This window comes from Methanoculleus sediminis, assembly GCF_001017125.1.
GTDB classification, from domain to species: Archaea; Halobacteriota; Methanomicrobia; order Methanomicrobiales; family Methanoculleaceae; genus Methanoculleus; species Methanoculleus sediminis.
In genome coordinates, this window is record NZ_JXOJ01000001.1 from 116,422 (window position 1) to 129,753 (window position 13,332).

The 13,332-nt window shown below is 61.9% G+C and carries 11 protein-coding genes; 1 reads left to right on the plus strand and 10 read right to left on the minus strand.

Annotated elements, in window-relative coordinates:
* Positions 1–134: 134 nt before the first annotated feature.
* The 8 genes from SZ63_RS00605 to SZ63_RS00640 all read right to left on the minus strand — a co-directional run bounded on the left by SZ63_RS00605 (position 135) and on the right by SZ63_RS00640 (position 7,300).
* Positions 135–884 carry an ABC transporter permease gene (locus SZ63_RS00605; protein ID WP_048179529.1) on the minus strand — a complete coding sequence of 250 codons (750 nt, stop codon included), beginning with the start codon at positions 882–884 and terminating at the stop codon, positions 135–137.
* Between the two features lie 2 nt (positions 885–886).
* The gene (locus SZ63_RS00610; protein ID WP_048179534.1) at positions 887–1,870 is read right to left on the minus strand and encodes an ATP-binding cassette domain-containing protein; all 984 of its coding nucleotides are present in this window, start codon (positions 1,868–1,870) and stop codon (positions 887–889) included.
* Between the two features lie 38 nt (positions 1,871–1,908).
* Positions 1,909–2,169: an AbrB/MazE/SpoVT family DNA-binding domain-containing protein gene (locus tag SZ63_RS00615; RefSeq protein WP_048179538.1), complete on the minus strand. Its 261-nt coding sequence runs from the start codon at positions 2,167–2,169 to the stop codon at positions 1,909–1,911.
* A 39-nt stretch (positions 2,170–2,208) separates the two neighbouring features.
* The gene (locus SZ63_RS00620) at positions 2,209–2,727 is read right to left on the minus strand and encodes a class I SAM-dependent methyltransferase (protein ID WP_241481204.1); all 519 of its coding nucleotides are present in this window, start codon (positions 2,725–2,727) and stop codon (positions 2,209–2,211) included.
* A gap of 238 nt (positions 2,728–2,965) precedes the next feature.
* Entirely contained in the window at positions 2,966–3,985 is a 1,020-nt protein-coding gene (locus tag SZ63_RS00625; protein ID WP_048179544.1) for a Coenzyme F420 hydrogenase/dehydrogenase, beta subunit C-terminal domain, read from the minus strand.
* A 5-nt stretch (positions 3,986–3,990) separates the two neighbouring features.
* Complete coding sequence (locus tag SZ63_RS00630; RefSeq protein ID WP_048179548.1) at positions 3,991–4,728, minus strand: GltB/FmdC/FwdC-like GXGXG domain-containing protein; 738 nt, start codon at positions 4,726–4,728, stop codon at positions 3,991–3,993.
* Between the two features lie 5 nt (positions 4,729–4,733).
* Positions 4,734–6,251: a glutamate synthase-related protein gene (locus SZ63_RS00635; protein WP_048179553.1), complete on the minus strand. Its 1,518-nt coding sequence runs from the start codon at positions 6,249–6,251 to the stop codon at positions 4,734–4,736.
* A complete protein-coding gene (locus SZ63_RS00640) occupies positions 6,248–7,300 on the minus strand; it encodes a class II glutamine amidotransferase (RefSeq protein ID WP_048179557.1) in 1,053 nt (350 codons plus the stop codon). The genes SZ63_RS00635 and SZ63_RS00640 overlap by 4 nt, the downstream gene beginning before the upstream one ends.
* A gap of 102 nt (positions 7,301–7,402) precedes the next feature.
* Here SZ63_RS00640 and SZ63_RS00645 point away from each other — a divergent pair, with 102 nt between their 5' ends.
* Positions 7,403–8,731, plus strand: coding sequence for a glutamine synthetase family protein (locus SZ63_RS00645; RefSeq protein WP_048179562.1), 1,329 nt, complete (start codon positions 7,403–7,405; stop codon positions 8,729–8,731).
* A 93-nt stretch (positions 8,732–8,824) separates the two neighbouring features.
* Here the strand turns inward: SZ63_RS00645 and SZ63_RS00650 are convergent, their stop codons facing one another.
* The gene (locus SZ63_RS00650) at positions 8,825–12,055 is read right to left on the minus strand and encodes a type I restriction endonuclease subunit R (protein ID WP_048179567.1); all 3,231 of its coding nucleotides are present in this window, start codon (positions 12,053–12,055) and stop codon (positions 8,825–8,827) included.
* Positions 12,052–13,092 (minus strand): restriction endonuclease subunit S, encoded by a 1,041-nt coding sequence (locus SZ63_RS00655; RefSeq protein WP_156168321.1) that lies wholly within the window; start codon positions 13,090–13,092, stop codon positions 12,052–12,054. Before SZ63_RS00655 ends, SZ63_RS00650 begins: the two co-directional genes overlap by 4 nt.
* Positions 13,093–13,332: the final 240 nt, after the last annotated feature.

A 13,332-nucleotide genomic window follows, 5' to 3' on the forward strand; every position in this document is an offset into this window, starting at 1 on the left:
GTCTTCGAGTTGCGACGGGCCGAAGGGCCGGAGCATGAGAAACCCGAAGGTCTTCGAGTTGCGACGGGCCGAAGGGCCGGAGCATGAGAAACCCGAAGGGTTTCGAGTGGGGATAATCTCCCCAAACCCGCTTATCAGGACCGGATCTTCCGAAAGAGGTATGCCCCGGCGACGGTCATGAGCACGGCGCAGGCGGCCATGACGGCGAGGCTTGCGAGCGGGTGGACCTGGGCGGTGCCCGAGAGGCCATAACGGATCCCCTCGACGCCGTAGGTCAGGGGGTCGGCAAGCGTCAGCGGCCGGATCCAGTCGGGCAGGCTGTTGATAGGAAAGAGCGCCCCGGAAAGCCCGAAGATCGGGAAGATCACGAAGTTCATGACGAGCTGGAAGCCGTGCATGTCCTCCATCCTCGATGCAATGGCGATCCCGAACGCGGTGAAGGTCACGCCGATCAGCGCCATGAATCCGACGGCGACCAGGAACCCGGCGATGCCGGCGGGCTGGAGACCGATGAAGAGCGCGAACACCATCAGGATCAGCCCCTGGATGACCGCCGTCGTCGCTCCCCCGAGCGTCTGGCCTACCATGATCTCGAGCCGCGAGACCGGGGCGACGAGGGTCTCTTTCAGAAACCCGAACTGTTTGTCCCAGATGATCTGGATCCCTGAAAAGACCGAGGTGAAGAGGACGCTCATCGCCACGATGCCGGGGATGATGAACTCCAGGTATCCCTCTTCCATGCCGGGAATGCTGACGATCGAATTCAGCCCGAACCCGAGCACCAGCATGAAGAAGACGGGCATCCCGAGGCTGCCGACGATCCTGCTCTTTGAGCGGAGGTAGCGCTTGACGTTCCGCAGCCAAATGGTATAGACGATATCCATGCTTAGTGCCTCCTTGCCCGGTGGAACATGCGTATCGTCTCTTTGCCGTCCGCCTCCTCATCCCGGATCATCCTCCCCGTATAGTGCAGGAAGACGTCCTCGAGCGTCGGTTTCCTCACCGAGAGGGAGTTGATGCCGATGCCGCTCTGGTGGACGGCGGTCACGATCCCGGGGATGTGCCGGTCGGCCTCCTGCAGCCGGATGGTCACCGAGCCGTCGTGCCGCTCGATCCCCGAGATCCACGGGGCAGTCAGGAGATCGGCGATTTTATCGGGGTCGGACGAGGCTATGGTGACGACGTCGCCGCCGATTGAGCTTTTCAGGTTCTCCGCGGTATCGAGCGCGACGATCGTCCCGCGGTCGATGATCGCTATGCGGTCGCAGAGACGGTCGGCCTCCTCCATGTAGTGGGTGGTGAGGATGATGGTGATGCCCTTCTCGTCGTTCAACCGCGCGATATACTCCCAGAGGTGGTTTCGCGTCTGCGGGTCGAGGCCGAGGGTGGGCTCGTCCAGGAAGAGCACCTTCGGTTCGTGGAGCAGTCCCCGGGCGATCTCGAGCCGCCGGCGCATGCCGCCCGAGTAGGTCTTGACGAGGTCGTCTTTCCGGTCGGCAAGCCCGACGAGCGTCAGGAGTTCACCGATACGCCGCCTTCGCTCTTCGGCGCCGATCCGGTAGAGGCGGCCGTGAAAGTCCATGTTCTCGTACGCCGTCAGTTCTTCGTCCAGGCTCTGGTCCTGGAAGACGATCCCGATGGACTTGCGGACGTCGTCTTCCTCCGTCACGACATCATGGCCGTTGACCGTCGCCGTGCCCGAGGTGGGTTTCTGCATCGTCGAGAGCATGGAGATGGTCGTGGTCTTTCCCGCTCCGTTCGGGCCGAGGAGCCCGAAGATCTCGCCGCTCTCGATGGAAAACGAGATACCGTCGACAGCGACGAGATCGCCGAAGGATTTTGTCAGGTTGCGTGCGTCTATGGCCGACATAGGGTTTTCTGATGTGGTGCGTTCGAGCAGCCCATTCTTCACTCCTCCGGAGGCTCCTCCGGTTCGATTTCGAATATCCGGAGCATCTCCTCTGCTATCCGGCGGAATTTATCTGCTTTGACGATGGCAAGCCCGCGACCCTCGTCGCCGAGGATCATCAGCGTATCGCCGGGCTTGATATCGAATATCTCCCGGGCCTCTTTCGGGATGACGATCTGGCCGCGTTCGCCGACCTTGACCGTCCCGAAGATGTGTTTTCTGCTGCCATGGTCGTGGCAGCGGTGGTGATCGTGGAACATAATTTCTGTCACCTCATCGGTGTGTTCTCGGTTTACGGCCTATAGGGGCCGGCATCGCAGGTATTCGCCGGTCTCCTCTTCGATCGACCATAACCCCGAACCCAGGATCGCCCGGCGCGTCTTCTCCCGCGGCTGGTGCCCGTCGTCCAGGATCAGGGTGCCGTCAGGTTTCATGATTCGCCGGAGTTCCGCGAGGAACGCCTTTTGGTTCTCGACCATGTGGAACATGTCGAGGGCATAGACGAGATCGGCAACCGCATCAGTGAGGGTCGAGTCGTAGCCCTTCGCAAGGACGGGGATGACGTTTGCGAGCTCTTCCTTGCGGCTCCGGTGGGAGACGGCCTCGACGGCAAGTTCGTGGACGTCCACCGCGTAAACGGTGCCGGTCACGCCGACGAGTCCGGACGCCTCTTTGACGTAACTCCCCGGGCCGCAGCCGTAATCCACGACGGTCATGCCATCCCGGACCCCGATCCGCGCAAGCAGTCCTGCCGGATACCCGAAGCGATCTCTGATGCGGATGGTAAACGCCATCAGCCGGAAGTAGAGATCCGGCACCCGGTCCGCCTGCTCCGTGTTACGCGCCGTTTCGCTCCCCGCTCCGGGCTCCGGTATATCTTTGTGAAGTTGTTGCAACGCTCTCGCCTCACAAATCAAACAATTCACACAAGTATGATTTTTCATACTATATGAACCCCCTGATCGTGCACAGCCTGGAAGCGCCGTTACCTGCCGGTATCGTGTCGGATGGGCGGAAGCCGAACTGCCCGTGATTTTGGGCGCGGTAAAAAAAGTGTTATTCCTGCCGGCGCTGCGCCTTCCGCGCCGCCAGCTGCTCGATGATGGGGAGGTCGACGGCGCTGCCGGTCGCGAGTCTCCCCTGCCAGACCGCACGATCGACGAACCCTCTCCCGATGTCGTTACGGATAACAAGGGTCGTGTAACCGTCCGGCGACCCGACGGCACCCGCGGAGACGTCCGCATTCACCGCCGTAAAATCGGTGCAGACCCGGCACCCGGGGCGGACGGACTCCTCCAGTTCGGCGAGCGGGATGGAGATGTGCCGCTCGTCCTGCAGGTAAACGTCCAGTTTGCCCTTGATGTCCAGGTGGCGGATCTCCCAGGGCTCGATCTTGCGCTCGGACTGCAGTTTCCCCTCGACCAGTTTCGCGTAGTCGAAGGTCTCCGTGCAGAAGAGGCCGATCACGAGCCGGATCGCCTTCGCGTAGGGCCGGAGGAGTTCGTGGTCGCTCGCCCGGATCGCCTGGGTCGCCCGCGCCACGCAGGGCACGCCCACGACGGCGATGCGCCGGTACTTCCGGGTGACCACGGCTTCCTTGAGGGACGCAAGGAGCGGCACCCACCAGGAGTAGCGGCTCCCGGCGTGCTGGACGAGTTCCTCCGAGGAGGTGATCACCGCAGACGAGGGTTTCATTGTCCAGGGGTCTCTCGTCACGGTGACGACCGCATCGAGAAGCCCTTCATCGAGCGCGTTGACGAGGATCGCCGTCACCGCGCCGCCGCTCTGCTTGCGCTCAACCGGGAAGACCGCCCGGGCCGCGACGATATCCTGGTAGGGCCCGAGCATCTTCCCCTGCCCCGCGAGGTCGATCCGCGGGCAGGCTGCGTAACACGCCCCGCAGGGAACGCCGTCGTTCTCGGCCTTGCAGTAGCCGATGTTCACCGGCGTATCGGTGTTCCCCGGCTCGAACCGGAGGGCATCCGCCGGGCAGACCGCCACGCACGCCCCGCACCCGGAGCAGAGTTCCGTATCCCAGACCTCCGCCTTCAGGTCCTTGAATGTCTTCATCTCCATGCCTATCACTCCCACGTATACTTCCCGGCAAAGGGCCTTGCGCTCGCAGGGACGATCCGGGTGTAGTTTGCCTTTACGAGCGGCTCCGCATCGAGCCCGAAGTCGGCCGCAAACTCCCGGATGACCGGGGCGATTCGTGCCCTGTCCTCATCGGTGAGCGGCAGTTTCTTTGCCCCTGCAGCGAGGCAGGCGTCGTCCACGTCTCCGCGGATGACGATCTCACCGCCGTGGATCCCGCTCCCGATCTCCCGGGCTTTCACGGCCCCGTCGAGACCGAGAACGAGCAGGAGACCGCCTGCCATGTACTCGCCGAGGAACATCTGTGCCGACCCTCCGACGACCAGTATCGGCCGCTGCGTCTCGTACTGCTTCATGTGGATCCCGCCCCGGTAGCCGATGTCTCCGCGGACGAAGACCTTGCCGCCCCGCATGCTGTGCGCCACCGCGTCGCCGGCGCTCCCGTGGATCACCACCTTCCCGGAATCCATCGTGTTGCCGGGCGCGTGCTCCGCGTTGCCGTCGACGATGACGGTCGGCCCGCTCATGAACATGGCGAGATCCCCGCCAGCGACGCCCTTAACCCGGATGGTGGCGTTCCCGCGGAGACCGTTGCCGATGAACCGCTGTCCGAGGACGTTGTCGACGACGATCTCGTCGGCTCCGTCCTCGATAGCCTTCCGGATCTGCTGGTTCAAGGGGGTGTAATGCACTCCCTTCGCGTCGATCTTGACCTGTTTTGCCATTTTGCTCACGCTCCCACCGACTTGACGTCGAGAATTTCGAGAAGCCCCTCGTCAAGCATGTAGCCCCGGAGCCGGTCGCGGTTGCCGCGCAGGCTCTCGATGCTGTTGATACCGGCCGCGCCCATCAGTTCGGTGATCTCGAGCGTCCAGGCGTGGATCAGGTTCGCCACCTGCTTCGATGCCACGTCCGGGTCCAGGCGCGCCACGAGGTCCGGGCGCTGGGTGGCGATTCCCCAGGAGCAGAGGCCCTGGTAACAGTTCCCGCAGACCCGGCAGCCCATCGCTGCGAGCGCAGCAGTGGCGATGTAGACCGCATCGGCGCCGAGGGCGATTGCCTTTATGACATCGGTGCTTTCCCGGATGCTGCCGCAGGCGATGAGAGAGACCTCGTTCCTGAGGCCCTGCTTGCGGAGCTCCTTGTCGGCGGTCGCGATGGCGACCTCGATCGGGATACCGACGTGGTCGCGGAAGACCCGCGGTGCCGCGCCGGTGCCGCCGCGGAACCCGTCGATGGCGATGGCGTCCACCCCGGAACGGGCGACGGCCGCCACGTTCTCGGCATTATTGTTGACGGCCGCGATCTTCGCGAAGATCGGTTTCTTGTACTCCGTCGCTTCCTTGACGGAGTTGACGAGCTGGGGGAGATCCTCGATGCCGTAGATGTCGTGGTGCGGTGCAGGGCTGATCGCGTCGCTGCCCTGCGGGATCATCCTTGTCCTGGAGACGTCCGCACTCACCTTCTCTCCCGGGAGGTGCCCGCCGATGCCGGGTTTTGCGCCCTGCCCGAGTTTGAGTTCGATCGCGGCGCCGCGCTCCAGGTAATCGATGTTCACGCCGAACCGGCCGGACGCGACCTGGACGATCATCCGGTCCTGGTAGGGGTAGAGGCCGGGATGCAGTCCGCCCTCGCCGGTACCCATGTAGGTGCCGGTCTCCTTTGCCGCCCGGGCCATCGCCACGTGGGCGTTGAGGCTGAGCGCACCGTAGCTCATGTGGCCGAGCATGATCGGCGTCTCGAGCATGAGGTTCGGGGTGAGCTCCGTGGAGAGTTCGACGTCGCCGTTCGGCTTCTGCCGGAACTCCAGCTTCGACGGCTTCTTCCCGAGGTAGGTCCGGAGCTCGACGGGCTCGCGGAGCGGGTCGGTCGGGGGCGTGGTGACCTGGCAGGCGTCCAGCATCAGGTGGTCGAAGATGATCGGAAGGTTCGAGACGCTGCCCATCCCGGCGAGGATGATCTTACCCGTCCGGGCCTGGTTGTAGATCGACTCCCTGACCGACCTGGTCCAGACCGGGTGGCTCCGGTAATCGCAGGGCTGCTCCTGGAGCATGATGGCGTCCCGGGGGCAGTAGGTGACGCACCGGTGACAGGCGGTGCAGTTCCGGGAGTTGATGAGGATCCGGTTGCCGTCCCACCGGAAGACGCCGTAGGGACAGTTCTCGACGCAGCGCCCGCATTCCATGCACTGCTCCCGGTCGATGCTGATCCGGTAGCGGAGCGGCATGCTTCCGAAGTTGCTGCTCATGGGGCAACCCTCCCGATAACCGGCTCTCCTGCAGCCGGTCTCGTGATCGACTCGACGCAGGGCTCCATCGCCCGGATCGCCGTCTCTTCGCTTGCGATGTAGAGGCGGTCGCCGCATTCGCCGACGACCATCGGCCGGAGTTTGCCCCGGTCGGTGAACCCGATCATCATGTCGGGGTTCGCGGCCACGACGGTGAACGGCCCGTTCATCGTCGCGGAGCCGTAGGCGAACCGGAGAGCCCGGTTCAGTTTCTGCTCGGCCTCGGGCATCCGGTCGATCTCGTCCCAGTATGACGGGGCGAGCGCACGGATGGCGAGGTCGATCTCAAGGCCGTGCTTGCGCGTCAGAAGGTCGATTAAGTAGGCGATGACCTCGCTGTCGGTGCCGGTCGAGCAGTTGTAGCCGAAACTCTCAACGTAGCGCCGGTTGGCCCCGTAAGTGGTGGTCTTTCCGTTCTCCACGACACTCCAGTCGTGCAGGTTGAACGGGTCGGGCCGTTCCCACAGATCCGGGTTGCTCGTCGCGTAGCGGTTGTGCGCGAGCCAGATGTAGCCCTCGTAGTCCTCGATCCGGTAGTAGTCCGCCACGTCTTCGGGCCAGCCACTGGCCTTGAAGACGCCGACGTTCTTGCCGGACGAGACGATCTCGGCTCCGTTCGCACCCGCGTTGATCTGCATCACGAGATTCGTGACGACGTCCTTCTCCGGCGATGCGCTTCCCGGAGCAAGGGAAGCGTCGGGCCTGAAGAAGTAACGCCAGGGGGTACAGTTTGCCTTGAGATTCGGCTGGTCGCAGGTGGGGATCGCCTCGTCGCATTCGATCGTTCCCCACTGCTCCAGTGTTGCATCGACGACCGCTTTGCTCTCGCACGCTTTGTCGAAGAAGACGTGAAGCGCGTAGCAGTCCCGGTAGTCCGGGTAGATGCCGTAGGCGACGTACCCCGCCCCCTCGCCGCTGCCGCGCTCGTTCATCATGGAGAGGGCTTCCCGGATGCCGGAACCGTCCATCATCTGGCGCCTCTTATCCATTACACCAAAAATGCCGCACATGGTAACCTCGGTGAGTCTGTTCTGTTGCCGTTTTCTAGAACTCTGCCCGGGAATATTTGTGTCAATAGATATTTATTTCATTGGATAGAAGTAGACTTCCACATGTCCCGTGATGCCACTTCTGCAATGCTCGAGCGCATCGAACAGGATAACGTCCGATTCCTTCGCCTTCAGTTTACCGACCTCCTGGGCATGCCCAAAAACGTCGCGATCCCGGTGAAGCAGGCCGAGAAGGCACTGACCAGCGGCATCGGGTTCGATGGGTCGTCGATCGAGGGGTTCGTCCGGATCGAGGAGTCCGACATGGTGCTCAAACCCGACCTCTCGACCTACACCCTCCTGCCCTGGCGGTCGGGGGAATACGCGGAGGCGCGTTTCGTCTGCGATGTCTACAAGGCCAGCGGCAGCCCGTTCGAGGGCGACCCGCGCTACGTGCTCCGGCGGGCGATGGAGGACGCCGCGAAGGACGGCTATGTCTTCAACACCGGCCCGGAACTTGAGTTCTTCCTCTTCCGGATGCACGAGGGGCGGCCGACCACGCAGTTCCAGGACGTCGGCGGCTACTTCGACCTCGCGCCGACCGATCTCGCGGAAGACGTCCGGCGCGAGATCATCCTCGCCCTCACCGAGATGGGGTTCGAGATCGAGGCGTCGCATCACGAGGTCGCCGAGAGCCAGCACGAGATCGACTTCAAGTACAGCGACGCTCTTCATACCGCGGATAACGTCATCTCCTTCAAGTTCGCCGCGAAGACGATTGCGCTGATGCGCGGCCTGCATGCATCCTTCATGGCAAAGCCCATCTACGGCATCTGCGGGAGCGGGATGCACACCAACTGTTCGCTTGCAAAAGACGGAAAAAACGCGTTCTATGATCCGGACGCCCCGTTGCAGCTCTCGAAGACGTGCATGCACTTCATCGGCGGACTGCTCCGCCACGCAAAGGCCATCACCCGGGTCGCGAACCCAACGGTCAACTCTTACAAACGGCTCGTCCCCGGCTATGAAGCGCCCTGCTACGTCAGCTGGAGCGCCGGCAACCGGTCGGCCCTGGTCCGGGTTCCGTCGCCCCGCGGCAACAGCACCCGGGTCGAGTTCCGCAGCCCCGACCCGACCTGCAACCCCTACCTCGCCTTCGCCGCGATGCTCACCGCCGGGATGGAGGGCGTCCGGGAGAAGATCGAACCGCCGACCGGTGTCGATACGAATGTCTACCATATGTCCATCGAGGAGCGGAAAGGCGCCGGGATCGAGACGCTGCCCGGAGACCTTTACGAGGCGAACCAGGCCCTGCTCGCCGACGATCTCATCTGCAGGGCGTTCGGCCCCCATGTCGTGGAGGCACTCACGAGCGTTGCCGAGGCCGAGTGGGAAGCGTACCGGACGACCGTCCACCCCTGGGAACTCGACCGGTACCTGGCGACCTACTGACCTCTTTTTTGCAGAACTTCTGGGAGGATAGTCTGTTCTTCCGGGCCTCTTCTCTGCCGGGTCAGTCCGATCCGCGCAGTGTTTTTCCCTGGTTCACGCCGTTGCTTCCTTTTCGTAGAATGGCGACGGGAGCGCAGGATAAGCACGGTATATATGGCGGTACACATCATCCGCTCTGGCTTCTACGTCGTCTTCAGTGTAGCAGTCCACAGGCAGACCGGTCGAGTCGCTCCACAAGAAATCGCGTATGGCAAGCCGGACGGCGTCGCGGGTGGCTTCCTTGTCACGCCAGTGATCGATACGAAGTTTCTCTACTTTGAGGGTTTTGAGCAGTTCGACGGCCACGTTCTTGATGCGCCGGATCTCGGTGGGTGAGAGATCCGGTTTCTTTAAGAGGTCGAAGATGGCCAGTGACTCCTCGTCAAGCCCTTCGCGCACAGCCCTGCTTTCTTCCTCTCCCATCTGGTTTATGAATTGCACCAGGGCCTCGAATGTCTTCTCGATGGTTACTCGATCTTTCTCCTGGTTGTATCCGGCTACGATCTCTTCGTAGTGTCGTTGAAAATCCGTGCGTAACGGGTTTTGCTGCAGGAGTCGCAGGAGTCGTTTATCGATGGCCTGTTTGAGATCCTGCACGGTTGTACGTTTTGCCGGGCTCCGTTCGAACTCCTGCCGGAGCCGGTCGAAGTCGATCTTGCTGATGTCATACGGTACGGTCTCTTCGGTAATACTACCCGACCGAGTTTCAATCGCTTCATCGACCATCTCGTGCAGCCGGCGAATGATCTCGGAGATATCCGCCCTGTCGCGGTCCTGCTGCAGGCTCCGGTAAACAATAACGATTGCGTCGTAATCACTTCGATGAGCGTTGATCCCCTCTACGTTGATGCATGCCTTGAACTTCGTGAAGACCGCCCGGCACATAATCTCGAACCGTTTACGCGTCTTGTCGTTCTCATTGACCGCTTCCTTGGCGGCAAGGATGGCCGCGTTCCGCGCAAAGCCCGTCCATGAGATGATGTTGTCGAGCGGTGCGCCGCGCCCGGCGAGGAACGTCCGGATAAGCCCGATCGCCCCGGTGAGATCGGCCAGCAGTTCTCCGTCGGGCCTCGCGGGTTCGATCTCTCTCCCCTCCCCGGTTCCTGCAAACGTCGCCAGGGCTTTGCGCAGACTCTTGAGGATGCCGCAGTAGTCCACGATCAGGCCGTTGTTCTTGCCCTCGTTCACGCGGTTGGCCCGGGCGATGGCCTGCATCAGTGTGTGCGCCTTGAGCGGCTTATCGAGATAGAGGGTGGAGAGGCTCGGGACGTCGAATCCCGTCAGCCACATCGCGCAGACGATCGCGATCCGGAACGGATGCTCTCCCTCCTTGAAAGCGTCGTCCAGCGACATTCTCTGCATGTTGCGGAACTGAGGCTGCTTTCGCATGAACTCCGGCAGGTCGATCCCGTCCTTGATCAGGCGGCGGTGTGGTGTGATGTCCAGGTTCCACCTGCGGAACGTGTCTACCTCGCCCTGCTCTTCGCTTATCACGACCGCCATACGGGTCTCGCGCATCCATTCGATCTGCCGCCGCAGGTAGATCTCCTCCTGCTCGTCGGCTGTCCGGGCGATCTCGGTCTCCAGATCGGCGATGCGTTTCTTCCAGTAGGTGCTGATGAGGCCGTGCATCCGCACGCAGGTCACCTTGTCGATGCAGACCAGCATCGCCTTGCCGGTTTCCCAGGCCGTCGAATAGTGTTTCACGAAGTCGCGGGCCACCTGGTCGAGCCTTCTCTCGGCGGTGATGATGTGGTAGTCCCGCTTGAGTTCCCGCTCCAGCCGCTGCTCCACGTCGATGTCATTCGTCTCCAGTTCTTCGAGCACCCCGGCGATCCGCTCGTTCAGGTCGCCTACGGCCACGCCGAGTTTGTCGCCCCGGGCGTCGTAATACAGCGGAACCGTGGCCTTATCATCGACAGCCCGCTGGAAGTCATACGTCGAGACGTAGTCTCCGAATACCCGCCGCGTGATCTCGTCGTCTTTCATCAGCGGGGTTCCCGTGAACCCGATGTAACTGGCGTTGGGGAGGGCGTTACGCATGTTCAGCGCCAGGGTCCCGTATTGCGTCCGGTGCGCCTCGTCCGTGATGACAATGATGTCGTCCCGCGGGCTGTAGGGCTGCTCCGGTTCGACTTCCCGGTTGAACTTCTGGACGAGCGAGAAGATGTGCGACTTGTGCTCCGCGAGCAGGCGGCCGAGGTGGTCGCCGCTCGCCGCCCGGCACGGGTCGCGGTCGTTATCCACGACGCCGCACCTGGCAAACGTCTTGTAGATCTGCGTGTCCAGGTCTTCGCGGTCGGTCAGCACGAGGAACGTGTAGTTCCCGCCGAGTTTGCGGTGGACCTTGCGCGTGAACATCACCATCGAGTAACTCTTGCCCGCCCCCTGGGTGTGCCAGAAGACGCCGAGTTTGCCCTGGCGGTCCCTGCGGTCCTTTACCGCCTCGATGGCGCGGTTGACGCCGAGGAACTGATGGTTGCGGGCGAGAATCTTCTTCGGTTCGCCGAGGGGGTCGTCGAAGAGGATGAAGTTCTCGAAGAGGTCCATGAAGTTCTTCTTCTCGCAGACCCCCTTGAGCAGGGTCTCCATGTCCACCACGCCCGGTTCGTCCTCTGCGAGACGTTTCCACTCGTGAAAGTGCTCGAAACGGCCGGTCACCGATCCGATCTTCGCGTCTACGCCGTTCGCGAGCACGACGAAGGCGTTGTGGTGGAAGAGGTGCGGCACCGTGTCCTTGTAGTCCTTGAAGTTCTGCTCGTAGGCCGCCCGGATATCCCGGTGGACGTTCTTCAACTCCATGAAGAGCAGCGGCAGGCCGTTGACGAACCCGACGATGTCGGCCCGCCGGCGGTAGAGGTCGCCGCGGACCCAGAACTCCCGCACGCAGAGGAAGTGGTTCTTCTCCGGTTCGGCGAAGTCGAAGACCCGGAGGCGCTGCCGCACCCGCTCGCCCTGTACGTTACGGGACGTGACCTGGACACCGTCGCGGACAAGGTCGTACTTCTCGCGGTTCGTCGCCGCCATCGACTGTGTGCCCGATGTCGCGACGATCTGCCGGACGGCGTCGTCGTAGGCCTCGCGGGGGAGGCCGGGGTTCAGCTCGACCAGTCTTTCCCGGAGGTAGCGCGTCAGGACGACTTCCCGGTCGGATGAGCGGCCGAGGAGGCTCTCCGGCCCGAAGTCTTCGTTGTTATAGGCGTACACCGAGTCCCACCCGAGGTGCTGCTCCAGGTATTCGGCCGTGGTCTGCTGGACGAGGGTGTCCTCGGTGTAGGGGTTCATACGGCGATCTCTCCGTTCATCAGGCGGGGGAGGAGGAGATCGCGGGCCTGCGTGAGTGCGACATTCTCTTTGCACAGGAGATCGATCTGTAAATGCATTGGTGCGACTGTATCCTCGAATAATCGGTAGATCTTCTGTTCAGGGATAAGGATTGAACGGCTGTGCGCAAAGTTCCGGTTCAGTCCGGGCACGGCAACATCTGTGTTGATAAAGGACATGTGCTGTAGCGCATAGTACAGGTGGAAAGAACAGCGGCTTGAATCGATGTAGTATACCGTGTCAATTGGGTGACAATCTTCGGAAGACCGATAGACACTACCGACGTTTCCCTTTCGCCCAACGATGATTGTCGGGCCTGGGACCAACGCCTTTACATGAGTTCCCACGATACCGCTTGACCCATAGACCGGGAAGGGGCCGGACACGCGGTCATCCTGCTTCAAAGCCTTGCCATAATTCAGTGGAGCGACATCGCCCAGCGTCTTCTTCTCCCATCCCTCCGGCACGCCGTCGTTGATCGCAGCGTGCTCGTGGCCGGGAAAGCGGAGGTGGATGAACCATTCCCGGTAGAGCAGCCGCGCCGCCTCTTCCAGCAGTTGAATCCGCCGCCGGTTGTTCTCGATCAGGTCGTCGTAGGCGGAGAGGATGGAGGCGATACGTTGCTGGCTAGCAATGTCAGGTACGTGAACTATCAGTTTCTTGAGATCATTCGCTCTGATTCCTGCCTGCACTCCCTGGGTGACTATCGATCGGATGCGACAGATTGGGGATCTAAAATAGTAGTAATAAAATGCCGGATCGGCAATCTGTCGATTAAGGCGCACCCGGATGATATGGGACTCAAAAGTCGTGGGCTCGTTAGCACTCTGAACGATTGAGCATTTGCCGGCACCCGACAAGACCAGCGACTGCCTCGCGAAAAGGAGGTCGCCAGGTTCCACAAGCATCGTTGACAGTTCTTTCTCATTCATGGGCACGAGTTCCATACAAATATCGCCAATACGATCATTGGCGAAGAGCTCGCCCATGTTGATCATTTTGTACCCACTTCCACGGACACGAGCCGGTCTGGTAAGGCCATTTTTGGAGGAGGCTGAATACAAGTTCTCGAATTCGGTTTCGCTCCAACTCAAACCCTCACCCCCGCAACGTCCCTCATACCGGCCGCCTCCGCCCGCACCGCTCGTTCATCGGTTTCCTCCGCTCCGACATTGACAGCGACCCGGCCACCACCGCCGCCCCCCTGAATCTGTGCAACGCACCGTTGCACAAACTCC

Coding starts and splice junctions, on each gene's coding strand:
- SZ63_RS00625 (WP_048179544.1), bottom strand. CDS start 3,985: ATGGAGATGAAGACATTCAAGGACCTGAAGGCGGAGGTCTGGGATACG.
- SZ63_RS00630 (WP_048179548.1), bottom strand. CDS start 4,728: ATGGCAAAACAGGTCAAGATCGACGCGAAGGGAGTGCATTACACCCCC.
- SZ63_RS00650 (WP_048179567.1), bottom strand. CDS start 12,055: ATGAACCCCTACACCGAGGACACCCTCGTCCAGCAGACCACGGCCGAA.
- SZ63_RS00645 (WP_048179562.1), top strand. CDS start 7,403: ATGTCCCGTGATGCCACTTCTGCAATGCTCGAGCGCATCGAACAGGAT.
- SZ63_RS00635 (WP_048179553.1), bottom strand. CDS start 6,251: ATGAGCAGCAACTTCGGAAGCATGCCGCTCCGCTACCGGATCAGCATC.
- SZ63_RS00640 (WP_048179557.1), bottom strand. CDS start 7,300: ATGTGCGGCATTTTTGGTGTAATGGATAAGAGGCGCCAGATGATGGAC.
- SZ63_RS00605 (WP_048179529.1), bottom strand. CDS start 884: ATGGATATCGTCTATACCATTTGGCTGCGGAACGTCAAGCGCTACCTC.
- SZ63_RS00655 (WP_156168321.1), bottom strand. CDS start 13,092: ATGATCAACATGGGCGAGCTCTTCGCCAATGATCGTATTGGCGATATT.
- SZ63_RS00615 (WP_048179538.1), bottom strand. CDS start 2,169: ATGTTCCACGATCACCACCGCTGCCACGACCATGGCAGCAGAAAACAC.
- SZ63_RS00610 (WP_048179534.1), bottom strand. CDS start 1,870: ATGTCGGCCATAGACGCACGCAACCTGACAAAATCCTTCGGCGATCTC.